Source organism: Bacillus sp. FDAARGOS_1420 (genome assembly GCF_019344915.1).
Taxonomy (GTDB): Bacteria; Bacillota; Bacilli; order Bacillales; family Bacillaceae_G; genus Bacillus_A; species Bacillus_A mycoides.
The window spans coordinates 2732311-2748024 of sequence record NZ_JAHWJB010000002.1; the positions used below are offsets into that span (position 1 = coordinate 2732311).

The 15714-nt window shown below is 31.2% G+C and carries 14 protein-coding genes; all 14 read right to left on the reverse strand.

The window, feature by feature from the left end; genetic code table 11:
• Positions 1–87: 87 nt before the first annotated feature.
• A complete protein-coding gene (locus I6L50_RS24200; RefSeq protein ID WP_219303343.1) occupies positions 88–1293 on the reverse strand; it encodes a glycosyltransferase in 1206 nt (401 codons plus the stop codon).
• A gap of 20 nt (positions 1294–1313) precedes the next feature.
• Entirely contained in the window at positions 1314–2411 is a 1098-nt protein-coding gene (locus I6L50_RS24205; RefSeq protein WP_242310496.1) for a polysaccharide pyruvyl transferase family protein, read from the reverse strand.
• 17 nt (positions 2412–2428) lie between these two features.
• Positions 2429–3613: a glycosyltransferase gene (locus tag I6L50_RS24210; RefSeq protein WP_219303345.1), complete on the reverse strand. Its 1185-nt coding sequence runs from the start codon at positions 3611–3613 to the stop codon at positions 2429–2431.
• On the reverse strand, positions 3610–4647 hold the full coding sequence (locus tag I6L50_RS24215) for a glycosyltransferase family 2 protein (protein WP_219303346.1): 1038 nt from the start codon (positions 4645–4647) through the stop codon (positions 3610–3612). Before I6L50_RS24215 ends, I6L50_RS24210 begins: the two co-directional genes overlap by 4 nt.
• Before the next feature lie 57 nt (positions 4648–4704).
• Positions 4705–5910: a glycosyltransferase gene (locus tag I6L50_RS24220; protein ID WP_219303347.1), complete on the reverse strand. Its 1206-nt coding sequence runs from the start codon at positions 5908–5910 to the stop codon at positions 4705–4707.
• 23 nt (positions 5911–5933) lie between these two features.
• On the reverse strand, positions 5934–6887 hold the full coding sequence (locus I6L50_RS24225; protein WP_219303348.1) for a glycosyltransferase family 8 protein: 954 nt from the start codon (positions 6885–6887) through the stop codon (positions 5934–5936).
• 13 nt (positions 6888–6900) lie between these two features.
• Positions 6901–7638 carry a glycosyltransferase family 32 protein gene (locus tag I6L50_RS24230; RefSeq protein ID WP_219303349.1) on the reverse strand — a complete coding sequence of 246 codons (738 nt, stop codon included), beginning with the start codon at positions 7636–7638 and terminating at the stop codon, positions 6901–6903.
• A gap of 38 nt (positions 7639–7676) precedes the next feature.
• Entirely contained in the window at positions 7677–8738 is a 1062-nt protein-coding gene (locus tag I6L50_RS24235; protein ID WP_219303350.1) for an EpsG family protein, read from the reverse strand.
• A 35-nt stretch (positions 8739–8773) separates the two neighbouring features.
• On the reverse strand, positions 8774–9667 hold the full coding sequence (locus I6L50_RS24240; RefSeq protein ID WP_219303351.1) for a glycosyltransferase family 2 protein: 894 nt from the start codon (positions 9665–9667) through the stop codon (positions 8774–8776).
• A 5-nt stretch (positions 9668–9672) separates the two neighbouring features.
• Entirely contained in the window at positions 9673–10782 is a 1110-nt protein-coding gene (locus I6L50_RS24245; RefSeq protein ID WP_219303352.1) for a glycosyltransferase family 1 protein, read from the reverse strand.
• Positions 10767–11924, reverse strand: a complete 1158-nt coding sequence (locus tag I6L50_RS24250) for a glycosyltransferase family 4 protein (protein ID WP_219303353.1) — start codon at positions 11922–11924, stop codon at positions 10767–10769. The genes I6L50_RS24245 and I6L50_RS24250 overlap by 16 nt, the downstream gene beginning before the upstream one ends.
• Before the next feature lie 45 nt (positions 11925–11969).
• On the reverse strand, positions 11970–13796 hold the full coding sequence (locus I6L50_RS24255; RefSeq protein ID WP_219303354.1) for a polysaccharide biosynthesis protein: 1827 nt from the start codon (positions 13794–13796) through the stop codon (positions 11970–11972).
• 305 nt (positions 13797–14101) lie between these two features.
• Positions 14102–14764 (reverse strand): CpsD/CapB family tyrosine-protein kinase, encoded by a 663-nt coding sequence (locus I6L50_RS24260; protein WP_113936898.1) that lies wholly within the window; start codon positions 14762–14764, stop codon positions 14102–14104.
• Positions 14713–15453 (reverse strand): YveK family protein, encoded by a 741-nt coding sequence (locus tag I6L50_RS24265; protein ID WP_219303355.1) that lies wholly within the window; start codon positions 15451–15453, stop codon positions 14713–14715. The genes I6L50_RS24260 and I6L50_RS24265 overlap by 52 nt, the downstream gene beginning before the upstream one ends.
• Positions 15454–15714: the final 261 nt, after the last annotated feature.

The following is a 15714-nucleotide window of genomic DNA, read 5'->3' on the forward strand; positions in this document are numbered from 1 at the left end:
TCCCCTCCAAATTGAGCCCTCATCTTCAGCAGTATTATTATTTTACTAATCCCTAACCTACTTTTAAAAATTTAATTTTATGTCCCTTTATAAACAATTAGAAGTTTCTGATTTTAAAATCCCTTTCTTTTTTTTGATGCCTTGATCATAATTTTCTATCGCTAAATTCCGAGAAAAATATTCACATAAATTTTGATTAATTACCAATTTCTTTACAGCTTCATAAATATCATCCTCATCTACATCTACAATTAGTCCTGTTTCCTCATGTCTTATTTGTTCTTTAGCACCAGTAAAATTCGTTGTCACAATAGCTTTATTTAAGTATCTTGCTTCAGCAAGTGTTATACAATACCCTTCATGCCTAGACGGCTGTACATATATATCACATTCATCCATATAAACATATGGATTTCTTTTTTCTCCTAGTAAAATAAATGTATCTTTAAGCGAATAATGCTCTATAAGTTCTTCATACTGCTTTCTTGAACTCCCATCACCTACACAATACCATTTAACTTTGAAACCCTCACCAATTAATCTAGATAATACTCGTATAGCTAAATCTTGTCCTTTCTCGTTTGCTAATCTACCAACTGTCAATATCCTCAACCCAGTAAAATTATCACTAAATCCCTTTCCACCTTTTGCTTGTTTTTGAATCAAATTTGAGGAAATCACATTTGGAAATACGTCTGTTTTCTTTTTTATAGAAGGTATAATGCTAATCAACTTGTTTTTCGCTTCATTTGATACTGTAAAAATTTGATCAAATTCCTTATATATATTCGCTGAAAACACTTTATTAAAAGAAACCTTTGTTACATCAAAATGAATCCATTGAATTTTCTTTTTGGCCACTATCTTCTTTACGACAAAATAACTTATAAAGTCCATAGGTCCAGCATAGGCAACTACACTATCATATTCATTATCAATTACCGGATAATCCCTTAATACATACTTAAAAAAAAGACTTCTATCTTTCATTAACTTACATATTAAGTGAAAAAAAATAACATTAAAAGCTTTTATAACCTTTCCTTTTTTTAGTAAATCTATAAAAACTATATACGGTGAATTATTTAGTGTATCTTTTATATTTTGATATCCTTCCAAAGATTTAACTTGAACTTCTCTAGGAATTGAACCTAAAAACCCTCCGTATTTTTCCAACATTAAAATCGTTACATCATACTGATCTTTCGGCATCTCTGCTATCATATTAAGTAATGCCTTTTCAGTTCCGCCCACATTCATATTTATAACCATAAAAATGATTTTTTTTTTCATATTTCCTCCAATATAGATTTTTATGTTCCTAAAAATCTACTTAGTTTTTCAAAATGATTATCAGCTCTACCACTTATAATATTCCGTTCTAATTTATAAGATAATGACTTATTTATAATATTTTCATCGTATTGCATATGCAAATTATCCATATTTATTAAAGTACCCTTAAACTTTATATCATTAAGCATATTACTAGTTTTTTGACTATATATTACAGGTACAACCCCAACATCTAATAATAACCCTAGTATATTTGCATGAAATCTCGCTGCAATTAACAATTTAAAAGAAGCTATCAATTCGATAGCTTCTTCTAAATTCCCATTATAACTGTAGATTATAATATTTTGTAACGCTCTAGACGAGAGGCGGGATTTTATTACATTTATTACTTCCAAATCTCCCTCTCGTTCACAAAATGACATTAAATAACATTTATACCCTTTACTTATTAATAACTCCAATGCTTCTACAGTATTTCGTACATACTGATTATAATAAGTTGATAATCCTTTTTTATGCCGCACATCAATAATTGAAAATCCGATTTTATTTGATTTTTTTTCTTTACGATATCCATCTACATTCATACTAAAAATAATATCTGGCGCATACCTAACTTGTGATAAGTTTTCAAATAATTGAAATGAGTTCATATCTCTAAAACATACATCATCACATAACATAAAAAACCTTTTATAATCTTCTAAAAATTCATCAGTTGTAAACGGTCCAAAATTTGCTCCTAGTATATAAACTTGCTTGTCTCTTTTCTTAAACTCTTTTACCATCCTCATCCTATCTTCATATAACGACTTATGATACTCCTCTTCTCTAAAAATTGAACCTCCTATAAATAACAAGACATCATGCTCTTCCGCAACTTGATCATAGTTTGTTATAGAATCAGATAATTTAAGCCTTTGCCCAATTTTATCAAAAAATGTGTACTTTCTTCTCTTTACATTACTATATTTTGAAATAAGTTGATCATAACTTTTCCCCAGATAATTAACGGTAAACATGCTATTTGGATATTTTTTCAGTAATATATCTAAAAATAAGTCATCTCCTAAGTTAAACATCAAATATATATCTACAAAAACTTTTTTCATTTCATTATCACCACACATTATTTTTCTATCAATGCATAAAATTCCCTTAATTGTTTTATCGAACTATACGGTTCTGTAGTATTCAATTTTTTTATTATTTGTTGTCTAAATTTAACATCATCCAAATATTTTTTAATCCCTTTGTATATTCCATTTATATTTTTCTCAACTAGTAAACCATCAACATTATGATTTATTATTTCCTTCGCTGTAGGAAAGTTTGTACATACAATAGGCTTCCTTAAAATTTTCGCTTCACTTACCGTGAGACCGAATCCTTCTTTTATAGATGTTTGTACATATATATCACAATTTTTTATATAGGGATATGGGTTCAATTTTTTCCCAAGTAGCATAAAACAATCGTTCAATTTATATTTATTTATTAATTCCTGAAGTTTTTTGCGTTCTGGACCTTCTCCAATTCCAAACCATTTAAATTTGTAGCCTGATTGTTGTAATAACCTCGCTGTTTCTATGGCAGTACTATACCCTTTCGCTGTTACTAATCTACCAACCGTCACAATATTAATAAACGATTGATCAAATTCATTAACTTCATGTTCATTAGCCATTTGATTAATTATATCGGGGTCTACTATATCAAAAAGAAGGTCTACCTTATCCTTATATTCTTTCCTAATTTTAGATACTGAATCTTGAGTATTCCTCGAAACAGTAATTATTTTATTGATTTTTTTATACGATTCATAGTCAAGCTCTTTATCGTATAATGTATGGACATAGTCAGTATTTATCCACGCCATTTTTTTTGATGCATATACCTTGTTGGCAACAAAATATGTCGGCATTCCTTGGCTATATGCGATTGCTACATCATATTTCTTTTGAGCTGGAGCAATTATTTTTTCAAGGCTTCGGAATACTACTTGCTCGCTATGTAAAACATGATTTTTATATTCATTTATCCTTAAGTGAACAGTAGTTTTTATTCTATAATAGAAATACAGAATGCTTTTATTTACTGGAATATTTTCATTACTTATGTATTGAAAATACTCTGGTATCGGTAACATATTCACTTGATTCGGTACATATTTTCTAAGATCACCATCTTTTTTAAATAATAAAAAATCAATTTCATACTTCGAATAATCAATTAAATTTAACAACGAAACTATACTCTTTTCCGCCCCACCTATATTTAATGAATCAATAACAAAGAGCAATTTCTTTTTCATGAATCAATCTGGCCCCCTGTTTTTATTCTTCTTTTAAAATCTCTTAGCATATTTAAAAATACACCATAAAAAATGCTCAATCTTATAAAGTCCTTTTTCACCAGAAAAATATATACCTTATAGACTACATTGCTAGATGAAAATAAATGCACCGAATTACTAATTTCGTAAATAGATAAGATTTCTTTTATATTTGATGTCGCATTTCTTATTCCAATTGCTCTCATTCTCACACTTTCTTGCTCTATTAAACCTAATACAAAATCTTGAATTCTCTTTGTAAGTATTTCATTTATCTTATTCTTCTCTAAAGGAACAGAATGAAAAATCCTCTCGATTCGTTTCCATACATTTATATAGTTTTCAATATAATGTATGGAAATATTAGAGCTTATACTGTTTTCATTTAATCTATTATAATAATATAAATAGTCCTTTATGGCACTAACCGTTTTACATCTTGAGGCATATTGTAAAACAAAAATTAAGTCCTCACACATAAATATCTCTTTGTCCATCTTAAAATCATACTTAGTGATAATCTCTTTTTTGTATATTTTCCCCCACAAAACACCACCTGTTCCCTGACAAATCATTTCCATAAAGTTCTGTCTAGATATATTCTTTTCAAAATCAAAATCTGTATAATTTAATATTCCATACTTAGAAATATCTCGATATCCACAACAAACTAAATCAGAATTTGAATCAATCATTTTGTTCAACAAAAATTCAACATAATATTTATCTACTGTATCATCTGCATCAATAAAAACTAAATATTTTCCTGTTGCATTTAAAATACCCTTATTACGTGCCTCAGATGGCCCTTTGTTTTGCTGAGAATAATAAACTATTCTACTATCTCTCTTTTTATACAACCTTATTATACTTTCACTTTCATCATTGGACCCATCATTAATAATTATTATTTCAATATTAAGATAACTCTGTCTAATTATACTATCTAAACATCTTGAAATATATTTTTCACCATTATAAACAGGTACGATAACACTTACCTTTGGATTCACTTTCTCTTTCCTTTCTCAATTAAATTTTCATACTTGTAGAAAAAATTATAAACAAACTTAACTCTCTTCATCAATAATCTTATATAACTTTTCAATCTCATTGCTGTTTCCATAATCCACTTTCATCGTATTCATCATTAATCGCTTCCTTAGTTCCATATCCTCAATCATTTCCCTTATACCTTTCACTATTCCATCTATCCCATTCGGAGTTATCCACCCGTCAAAATTATGACACAGCTGACTTTTGGACGTAGGAAAATTGGTTATTATAACGGGTTTCTCTAAAATCTGCGCTTCCCTCACCGTTACCGCTTTTCCTTCATATCTCGATGGCTGACAATAAATATCACATTTATTAACATACGGATACGGATTCACCTTTTTTCCTAACAAAATGAACCTATCAGTTATATTATTTTCTTTTATTAATTGCTTAATTCGAGATTCCTCACTTCCATATCCTACAACATACCATTTTATGTCATATCCTAATTCCACTAATTTCTTACATGCGTATACTGCTTGATCAAATCCTTTCGCACTACTCAATCTTCCTACAGAACAGATTTTTATCGAATTGTCACTCTCCATCTCATTTTTTATGTCTTTTTTCGCTTGATCCTTTACAAACGCAGGTGACAAAATATTTTCTATAACGATTGACTTTTCCTTTAAATTAGGAAATACCTTCAAAAAAGATTCTTGACAGTCTTGAGATACATTAACTATATAATTTAATCTGTTCCACATCTTTTCATCTAATGATTCGTCCGGATTAACGACTGTGAAGTAATCTGTGTGATTCCAACCTAATTTTATATTCGCTGTTACCTTATCCAATATAAAATTATGAGGACCGAGGAAACTAATTGCCACATCATATTTTTTAACCAACTTAGGGAGCAGAGAGATAGAATAATGCCATGTATATTGCATTTGTCGATATGTCCGTTTTTCTTTCTCTTGTTCTCTATTCTTCATATTAGCTTTCAGCTTAGCTAATATCCTCATCACTCCTAAATAAATATGTCCCTCTTTCACAATGTTTTTGATTGATCTTTCAAAAGTTGTATACTGCTTAATTACTGGCAATAAATTAACTTCTTCAGGAACAAGGTCCAAAAAATCTCCTTCTTGCCTATACAAAAATAGATCTACGTCATATTTTTTATAATTGAAGGATTCTAATAGCCCTATTAAACTTCGTTCAGCACCACCTATGTTTAAAGAGTACATACTTATTAATATTTTTTTCTTCATAAATATCTCCTCGGATTTAGCATCTAATTAAATATAAAGTTACATATGCGATTTGCTACACGAAATGGCAAGTTATTATATAGTAAAGACATAACCCGCTCTCCTTTTCCTCTCCTATCTTTCCATGGCTTAGTCTCTTTCCATGGTGTCATTGCTAAATACTCCTCATACAATGCAGTTAGTGGATGCCGGCATCCTTTAACCCAAGGTCTGTTTACAAATGCTGGAGTATAATGTATAAACACTGGAGCCTCTATTGCTTCTCTTAATTCACTCTCACTATAATAATTTTGCAGACCATAGTATTGCATAATTTCATATCTACCCATAGTAAAAAAAGGGGTCATAGCATTATATTTAGGATGAAGATATAACACCTTTCCTTTTAATACCCCATTTATAACCCCTTGATCATGATGGAACACTTGACCATTATATTTATTAATAAACTCTATAAACTGTTTTTCAATCCCCTCTGTTCTCCATCTCTTAAGATTCACTAAGAGCATACCAGCGTTTATATATCTATCGTTTTTATCCATATTTATCCTAAATTTAGTTTGATTACTAACCGTATCACAAACACCTGCCACGAAATATTCTGTAATATCAGTATTCCATAAATCACTTAAACTACTATTGATTATTGAATCACAGTCTAAATAAATAATTTTATCCAAATCTTCTGGAATGACGCTTGCTAAAAATAATCTAGCATATGAATTTATTGCAATTGAGTCACCAATATTAAGTTCTAACCTATCTGACAAAACATTAAAATTTATATATTGAATAGTTCTGTTATATTTCTTACATATGGAATTTAAATTTTTTTTACTATATGATGAAAGGTTATTTTCAATAAGATAAATATTAATGGTATTAAAATGATTATTATTCTGCAACAACGATATCAATGATACCCCTACATGTTGGGCATAGGTATCATCACTTGAATACACAACACTTAAATTCAAATTCAAACCCCCATTATTTAGATAATATTTTTCTTAATTTTAAAATATTATCTCCACCTATTATTTTAGACAACATTACTTTTAGTTTTACCTTCAACCTAATACGAAATGGCAACCAACTTTTATAGAAATAATGCATTGCATACGTATCTTTAGTTATAAATTTTCTACAATTTATATAATCATATGGAGAAAAATATGTTTGTGGATAAAAAACTCCTACATCCTCTATTTCTTGGTACTCTCCATTTGGCTTTAATCCTTGATTCTGTAAAATTTTTGATACAATAGCAACGTTCGTCAAATCATCATAACTTCCATCTTTTTTTATAAATTTTTTCTCTTTATAAGAATCTAAAAACACCTTAATAAGCTGATTCCCTTTTCTTGCTCCGATTGTACTTGTAGCTATATAATCTGCCTGTTCAAAACCCCAAAAAGAATGGTGATGCAATAAATCATCAAAGGATTTAAATACCTCAACATCAGTATCTAAATAAATTCCACCAAAATCATACAAAACATGAACTCTTGCATAATCACTTACAAATGCATACTTCTCATTTTCATACGCTTCTTTTACATATAAATTACAATTTATATCAAAATTTTTTTCATTCCATTCTATGATTTCATATCCGGGTAGATTCTCCCTCCAGCTCGTAATACACTTTTCAACTATACTAGGCTTCTCTTTCCCACCAAACCAACAATAATGTATTTTGCGCGGAATTTTCTCGGCCTTTCCCACCTTAATTCCCCCACTCACTTTTTATATTTCCCTATCACTCATAAATAACTACTTCTATAAACTATCCCTAAAGTAATGAGGTGTTCATAAACAAAATAAATAAAATAGCATACTAGGATGCTATAATAAATTAATTTCCGATCATTTTTTGTAAATAATTTTACAACCCATGCAATTAAAATTAGTTGGTATAATCCAAAATAAATAGAGAATCTTGCAAAAATCCAGTTTTGTGTCGAAATAAACATAAATACCGTACCAAGTAAAGCCATATTTACGATATAATCACTCTCAGGAAAAATCTCTCTCAGTCTATCTCTACCAATGTACGCAAGAATAAGCGGTACCGAATCTACAGCAACCCTCAGTATATTAGCTCCACCTTCATGAAATTCTTTATATTGGCTATATTGAGTATCTTCGATGGCTTTAAATAAAACCTCTGTAAATTGATTGAACCCTATAACTATAAGTACGGCTAAAAAAAGAAGTAGGAATGTTACCCCTGACCATGCTCTCCTTCTTATTAAAAAATATAAAGGAATAAGTACTAACGCACTTTGATGAAAAGTTGAAGCAATAAGAACTATTAAAATATACATTTTCCAGTTACCATCGAAAATATATTTAGTCGCAGCGAAGATAATCGCAGCGGCTAAATATTGCCTTATTCCATTCATAGAGACTAAATACATTCCGGATGTTATATATACATAAAGACTTATCTCAATTAACCTTGAATATTTATATAGAGTAAGTACAATTAACACATTTGTTATCAACGCTGTAATAAAAACCATCGCTTGAGGATCGTCCGTGTACCCCTTTAAAATCATTTGAAAAATATAGAACCCCTTATCTTTATTGTTCTGAATATGTTCCCAATTAAATTCAGTAATTTTATATGCATGCATATAAAAATAAGTATCCCCAATATTATTCCGAAGACCCGCTACTAGTACAAGGGATAGAGCGGCCATCAAAATTAGAACCTGATTTGGCTTTATCGATGTAAGACTATTAGTCACAGGAATAGCAAAGTACCTTGCAAAAAATGCGAGTATGAATACGATAAAAAGATTCATCCAAAGTATAGTCATTATTATGTCCTCTCATTTACTTACTAAGTAAATCCCTATATATTTACTTCCATTCTTGTTTTCATTGTAATGTAACTATAAAGAATAACTCCAAATGGTAATGCACAAATCGTAAGACCTTTGCATGGCGACTCTTGCATAAATCTTTTATTTTTCGCTATAAAACTACTAGATACATAATGTATAGCTTGCCTATATTTAAATAGTCGATTAGTAAATGGCAATTTCATAAGTTCCTTGCGATAAAAAGCAAAACCTTTTGGATTTTTACGATATTGATTTAGCATATTCATTGATGATCCATCAGCCATGTATTCCACATAACAAAGTGCTTCGTTCATTAATAACATTTCATATTTTTGATCTAACATATAGTATTTATATGCTAATCCTACATATTTTTCATTTTTAAAAATAGGGTATGGATATTTCTTAGTCAATTCTGTGCGATAGACCAATTTTTTATCACCTGTGACACCATGTTTGTTGTAAAGATTAAACAACGTGGAATATTTAAGGTTTTCTGGTAACTTTGAACCAATTATTTGCCCATTTGTATACAAATCCAATCCAATTATCCCACTAACTTCTTCATTCCCATATCTACTCCAAAAAGAAAGGATTTTTTCTACAGCATCGTCTGGCATATAATCATCAGAATCAATACAAACATTTAACTCCGTATCAATCATTTCGTATGCTGTATTATGAGCACCATGCATCCCTTGATTTTGTTGCCAATGATACATAATTTTTATATATTTTTCAGTAATCCAGCTATCCACCAATTCTTTTGTGTTATCACTAGATCCATCATCTATTATTAACCAAATAAAATTCTTACATGTTTGACGTTTTAAACTCTCATAACAATTTGTAAGACAATATGCTCTATTATAAGTAGGGGTGAAAATCGTTAAATTCTCCAAATTACTCACCTCGAAAGTACGGAATAATAGTCTTGAGTTAATTCTGCCGTATGTTTTATATCGTAGCCTTTCTCCAAAAATACTTGAGCTGGTATTTCCCTCGGAAAATTACTAGTTTCTATATTTTTCATTTTTTCTATCCAAGCCATTTTATCTGCTAGAGGAACATGTTCAACTAGATTCATTCCCAAATCCACTTCTTTCGTAATAGCATCCGATATAATACAAGGCAAACCAACTCCTTGCGCCTCTATGAGAGTAAGTGGCAATCCCTCATGTATGGATGGAAAAACAAATACATCAAATGCTTGAAGTATCCTTTCTATATCAGCTCGTATCCCAAGAAACATTATATGCTTCTCCAAATTTAATTCCCTCACTTGATTTTCAATTTCCATACGAAGTGGCCCTTCGCCAGCTAATAAAAGAATTGAATTCGGCCTAAATCGAGTTAACTGCGCGAATAATTCTATAAGGTAAGCATGATTTTTTTGATGAGCAAATCTTCCAACATGGCCAATAACAAGAGAGTCTTGCTCAAGCTGTAATTCTTCTCTTACATGTTTTCTCATTTCTGGAATGAACAAAAACCTATCACAATCAATTCCATTTTTTAAGATTCTAGCTGTATCAGCTTTATCTGCAAATAACCATCTCGCAGCTGCATTTGAGCATGCTAACAAATGCGTTGCACATGTACCTATAGATTTTCCTGCATACCATTTATAGATTTTTGCAGTAGCACCACCTTCACTACTAGTATTGTGACTATGCGCAATCCTAACTGGTACCCTTGCTTTTTTAGCTGAACGAAGGACAAATCCACTCATTTTGTCCTTATGTGAATGAACGATTTTATATTGCGTATGAGAGCTAAAGAAGGTATCTAGCGTCTTTATATAGCCTCTATGACCAACGTCTGTAACATATGGAATTCTATGAATTTCCCCGCCTAACTTTACTATTTCTTCATCAAACACTCCTTCTTTACATGTTAAAAAATCAAATTGAACTTTGGAACGATCTATATTGCGATATAAATTCATAATTAGTGTTTCGGCGCCGCCTCTATTCATATTTACGACTACATGTAATACTCTTAATGGAGTGCCCAATTTAAATCCTCCATTTCATCCATATATGTTGTATAAATTTCTTGTTTCTCTTTCAATACTTCATTAACTGAATATTTACTTGTAATAATAGTACGTCCACACTGCCCAAACTGAGCTTGTAATTTAGTATTTTTAGAAATAAAATTTATTCTTTCAGACATTGTCTTTATATCATCACGATCTATAATCCAACCATTTTTATTACTAATAATTAGCTCCCTATGTCCCCGATTGTCCGTAGCGATAACCGGAAGTCCACAAGCCATAGCTTCCATAATATTAACTGGTAAACCTTCCCGGTAACTCGATGCAACAGCTAGGTCACACATCTGCAGCAAAGAGGCTATATCATTTCTATAACCAAGAAAGTGCACCATACTACTCACGCCTAGTTGCATCGCTATTTTTTTACACTCTTCTATTAATGGCCCTTCACCAGCAAGCAAAAGCTTTGCATGTGGCATTTCATTTTTCAATTGCGCTAATACATGGATTAAAAAACTTTGATTTTTATTCTTATTAAATTCAGCAGCATAAAACATTAAAAAATCTTGTGGTTTATAGCCACATTGTAACTTTAATTCTCGTTTCTCAATTTCAGTTACAGGAGTAAACCGTTGTACATCTATTCCTACACCGTGAACTAGCTTAATATCTTTCACTGGAAAGCGATGTTTAACTGCTAAATCATAATCTTCTTGGTTAATTGTTATTAGACAATCCGTATGAGAAGCTAGAATTCTTTCAATCGGATAATAAAGCAACCAATTCATATGCGGTGATCCTTTACAAAAGTGAAATCCATGTGCTGTATATACGACTTTCGTTCCTTTCTTCCTTGATTTCCGAGCAGCTAAACGCGCTATTACTCCTCCCATGGGCGTATGACAATGAATAATGTTATATTTATTTTTATCAATAATTGACATTAACTTTTTGTATGCATGAAAATTTTGTGATCTAATAGGTGATCTTTGAAAAGGGATATTGTATTTTTGATTGACATATGGAAGTTGCATGTTACCATTTGCTGCAACATGCACTTCCCATCCCTGCTCTGCGAACCATTTCATATACGGTAAATGGAACGCCTTAAAATGATAATCCACAGTTGCACAAAACAGAACTTTTTTAGACATCATTCCCACGCACCCATCTTATTTTATTCTTATTAAGCTCACACACCATTATCCTGATACTGGAATTAATATTTTCAAAGGCTTGCGATGATTAACTAAATATAATAATCTATCTCGCAATTCCGCTTCATTCAAATCTTCATATATAGAGACGAATTCTTCTACCTCTTCTATACGAACATTCATTTCTTGCCCTACATAAATTCTCGGATGAACTTGCTTCTCATTCATTTCATCTTCTTTTAGTAATTCTTCAAAAAGTTTCTCTCCTGGGCGTATACCAGTAAATTCTATTCCTATTTCATCCACAGAGTTTCCTGATAACCGAATGAGATTTTTGGCAAGATCGACTATTTTTACTGGTTCTCCCATGTCCAACACAAAAATCTCCCCACCTTTAGCTAAAGAACCAGCTTGCACTACAAGCCTAGATGCTTCTGGTATTGTCATAAAATACCGAACCATCTCAGGATGGGTAACTGTAACTGGGCCACCATTTTGAATTTGCTTCTTAAATAAAGGTATAACACTCCCTCTACTTCCTAAGACATTCCCAAAGCGTACAGTAACAAACTTTGTATGACTTATTTTATCTTTATGTTGAATTACCATCTCAGCTAATTTCTTTGTTGCTCCCATAACACTCGTCGGGTTCACAGCTTTATCAGAGGAAATCATAACAAACGTTCCTACTCCATGTGCTCTCGCTGCCTCTGATACATTCATAGTTCCAATCAAATTATTTTTAACAGCCTCTTCAGGATTATTCTCCATTAGTGGTACATGTTTATGTGCAGCTGCATGATATACAACATTTGGAAGATGTTTATTCATTATTAAATTCATCTTTTTTTCATCTTGTATATCTGCGATTTCAGGAATAAACGTGCCTTTCATATCTCCATATTTTCTGTTTAATTCCATTTCTATAGAATAAATACTGTTCTCCCCATGCCCTAGTAAAATCAACCTTTTCGGCCTAAATTTTGCAATTTGTCTACAAATTTCCGAACCAATTGAACCTCCTGCACCAGTAACTAAAATAACTTTGTTAGTTATATAATCTGAAATAACATCCACATCAAGTTCTACAAGATCGCGCCCTAATAAATCTTCTACTTGAACATCTCTGAATTCGTTCACCGATACTTTACCCGTTACTAAGTCTTCTAACATCGGAAGAATTTGAGTTTTCACTTCTGTTTTTAAACATCTTTTCAAAATAACATTTTGCTCTCTTTTGTTTAATGAAGGAATTGCCAAAATTATTATTTCAATATTCAGTTTTTTAACAACATACTCAATTTGATTCTTACCACCAATTACTGGAATACCCCAAATATCAAGGTTATGTTTTTTTACATTATCATCAATAAATGCGACTGGCATTAATTCGGCAGCACTATTCTTTAACAACTGCCTTGCAACCATTGTCCCAGCAGATCCCGCACCAACAATTAACGTTCTTTTTTTATCACCCTTTTTTACATAATAAATATCTCTGTACATTCTCCATATAAAACGTGAACCACCAATTAATAAAATATGAATCATCCAAGTTACAACTAACAGCCGAAAATACATTTTTTGCATGATTAGTTGCTGCACAACTGCTGTAGCAATTATAGAAAATGTAACAACTTTGCATATAATGAGTAATTCTCCTATACTTGCATATTCCCAAGCTTTATTATACAACTTATACATTAAAGCAAATAAATGATGACTGACTAATAGAGTGATAGAGCTAATAATTGATGATAAAGTGATAACACTAAAGCTAGCATTTACAAAGAAATAACTAAAGAAAATAGCACTTAACACAATCATTGAATCCATTAAAAGCAATAACGATATCCTCCGCCGATACGTCATGTAACTTCCTCCTTTAATCAATTCCATACTTAACTCTTTCAAATTTAAAGTTTCTAACTATATTCTCTTTATTAAAAGCACATAGTTAGAAACTTTAATAAAACATGGGCATCTAACCCGGCCTCACATTACACTCTTGATGACTCGCATCTAAGGTTGTTTTCACAACCCACAGCATAATCGAGTGCCTCCGTTGATAGCGGTAAGGAGACATCACCACATCGTAGCTCTTTAAAAAATTCTTTATAAAGAACATCTTAATATAAGGATATTAAATTCTTTTTTTAAAAGTCCATTTATGTTATTTATACTTTTCCATTCAAAATCGCACCTAATATCCTACTTTTCGTAAAACTTAACGCCCTTTTCGTTTCAAGCGCATCTTCATTCACAGTACGATTATAACGTATCACCAATAATACACCTTCACACTTATCAGCCAATACACTTGTATCTGTTACTTCTAGTACAGGAGAAGAATCAAATAATATAATATCATATCGTTCCATTGCCTTTTGAACTAACATATCCATTGCACTCGAACTAAGTACTTCGGATGGATTGAATGGTACCGGTCCGCTAGTTAATACATCCAGACTTTCCATCTCTGTTTTTTTCACGGCGCCCTCTAAAGTTGTTTTTCCGTTCAATATATCAATTAATCCAATTGTATTTTCTACTCCAAACATTTCATGAATCGTTGGTGTTCGTAAATTTGCATCTATTACCAATACTTTTTCACCTTTTTGTGCTATTGAGACTGCTAAATTAACTGTAATCGTTGATTTTCCTTCACCATACCTCGGAGAAGTAATAACTATAGTTCTGCTTTTATGAATAGATGAAGATAATTGAAGGTTTGTTCGAAGCGAACGATACTGCTCCGAAATTTTCGATCTTGGAGCGGTATGTACAATTATACTTTCTCCTTTAACTTTATTTGTTTTTCGTCTATTTTTGTAAGCCACTCCGTTCCCTCCCCCAATAATACCGTATTTTTTTTACTGAATTTGTCTTTCACATTTTTTCTATTCATTTTAGATATTCCGCCCAAAACAGGGACATCTAACAATTGTTCAATTCGCCGTTCCGATTTGATTCTCTCATCAAGTGAATCCAATAAAAAAATGAATCCAATACTGAGCACCATACCTATAGAGAATGCAATTAGTATCGTCTTAAAGTGATTTATATTTATAGGCATAGATTTTTTTTGAACTGGGTCTTCTGGTAATATACTCACATTATTAAAATTCAGTATATTCGCTACTTCTTTCTTATAAACAACGGCTGTAGTATTTGCAATTTTATGAGCAAGCACAGGATCTATATCCACTACATTTATTCTCATAATCTGGGACCCTTGTACACTTTCTGTACTTATTTGTCCACTTAATGCACCTGCAGATCTGTTAATATTCAATTCAGCAGCCACTTTTTCTAATATTACAGGCTCATTTACCATCTCTTTCAATGTATTCATCGTTTCAGCATTAGCTTGAACAATAACCCTTGCTGAAGAGGCATATAATGGTGTTTTTACATATATAGTATACATCGCTCCTGCTACTGTTGTGAGAGTTGTAAATAATAGAATGATCCAAATTCTTTTCCGTATAATAGTAAATAGATTTTTCAAATTTATTTCCTTATCCATAACTTCCCTCCTCATTTAAAACCAATGAGCTTCAACTTGAAATTGGCATCAAAAACTTAAGAAAAAAACAATATTTTTATTCTTTTTAATATACAAACATTTCTAGTTAATGCCATTTTAGTTCTTTATACAGAACGAGTCAACACAAATTATTTTCAATAAATTACTTCCTGATGACACTAAAAAAATGCGACAATATTCGTGTTTTTTCACTGTAGATAAATGACGAAAAAGCCCTAATACCGTAGTATTAGGGCTTTT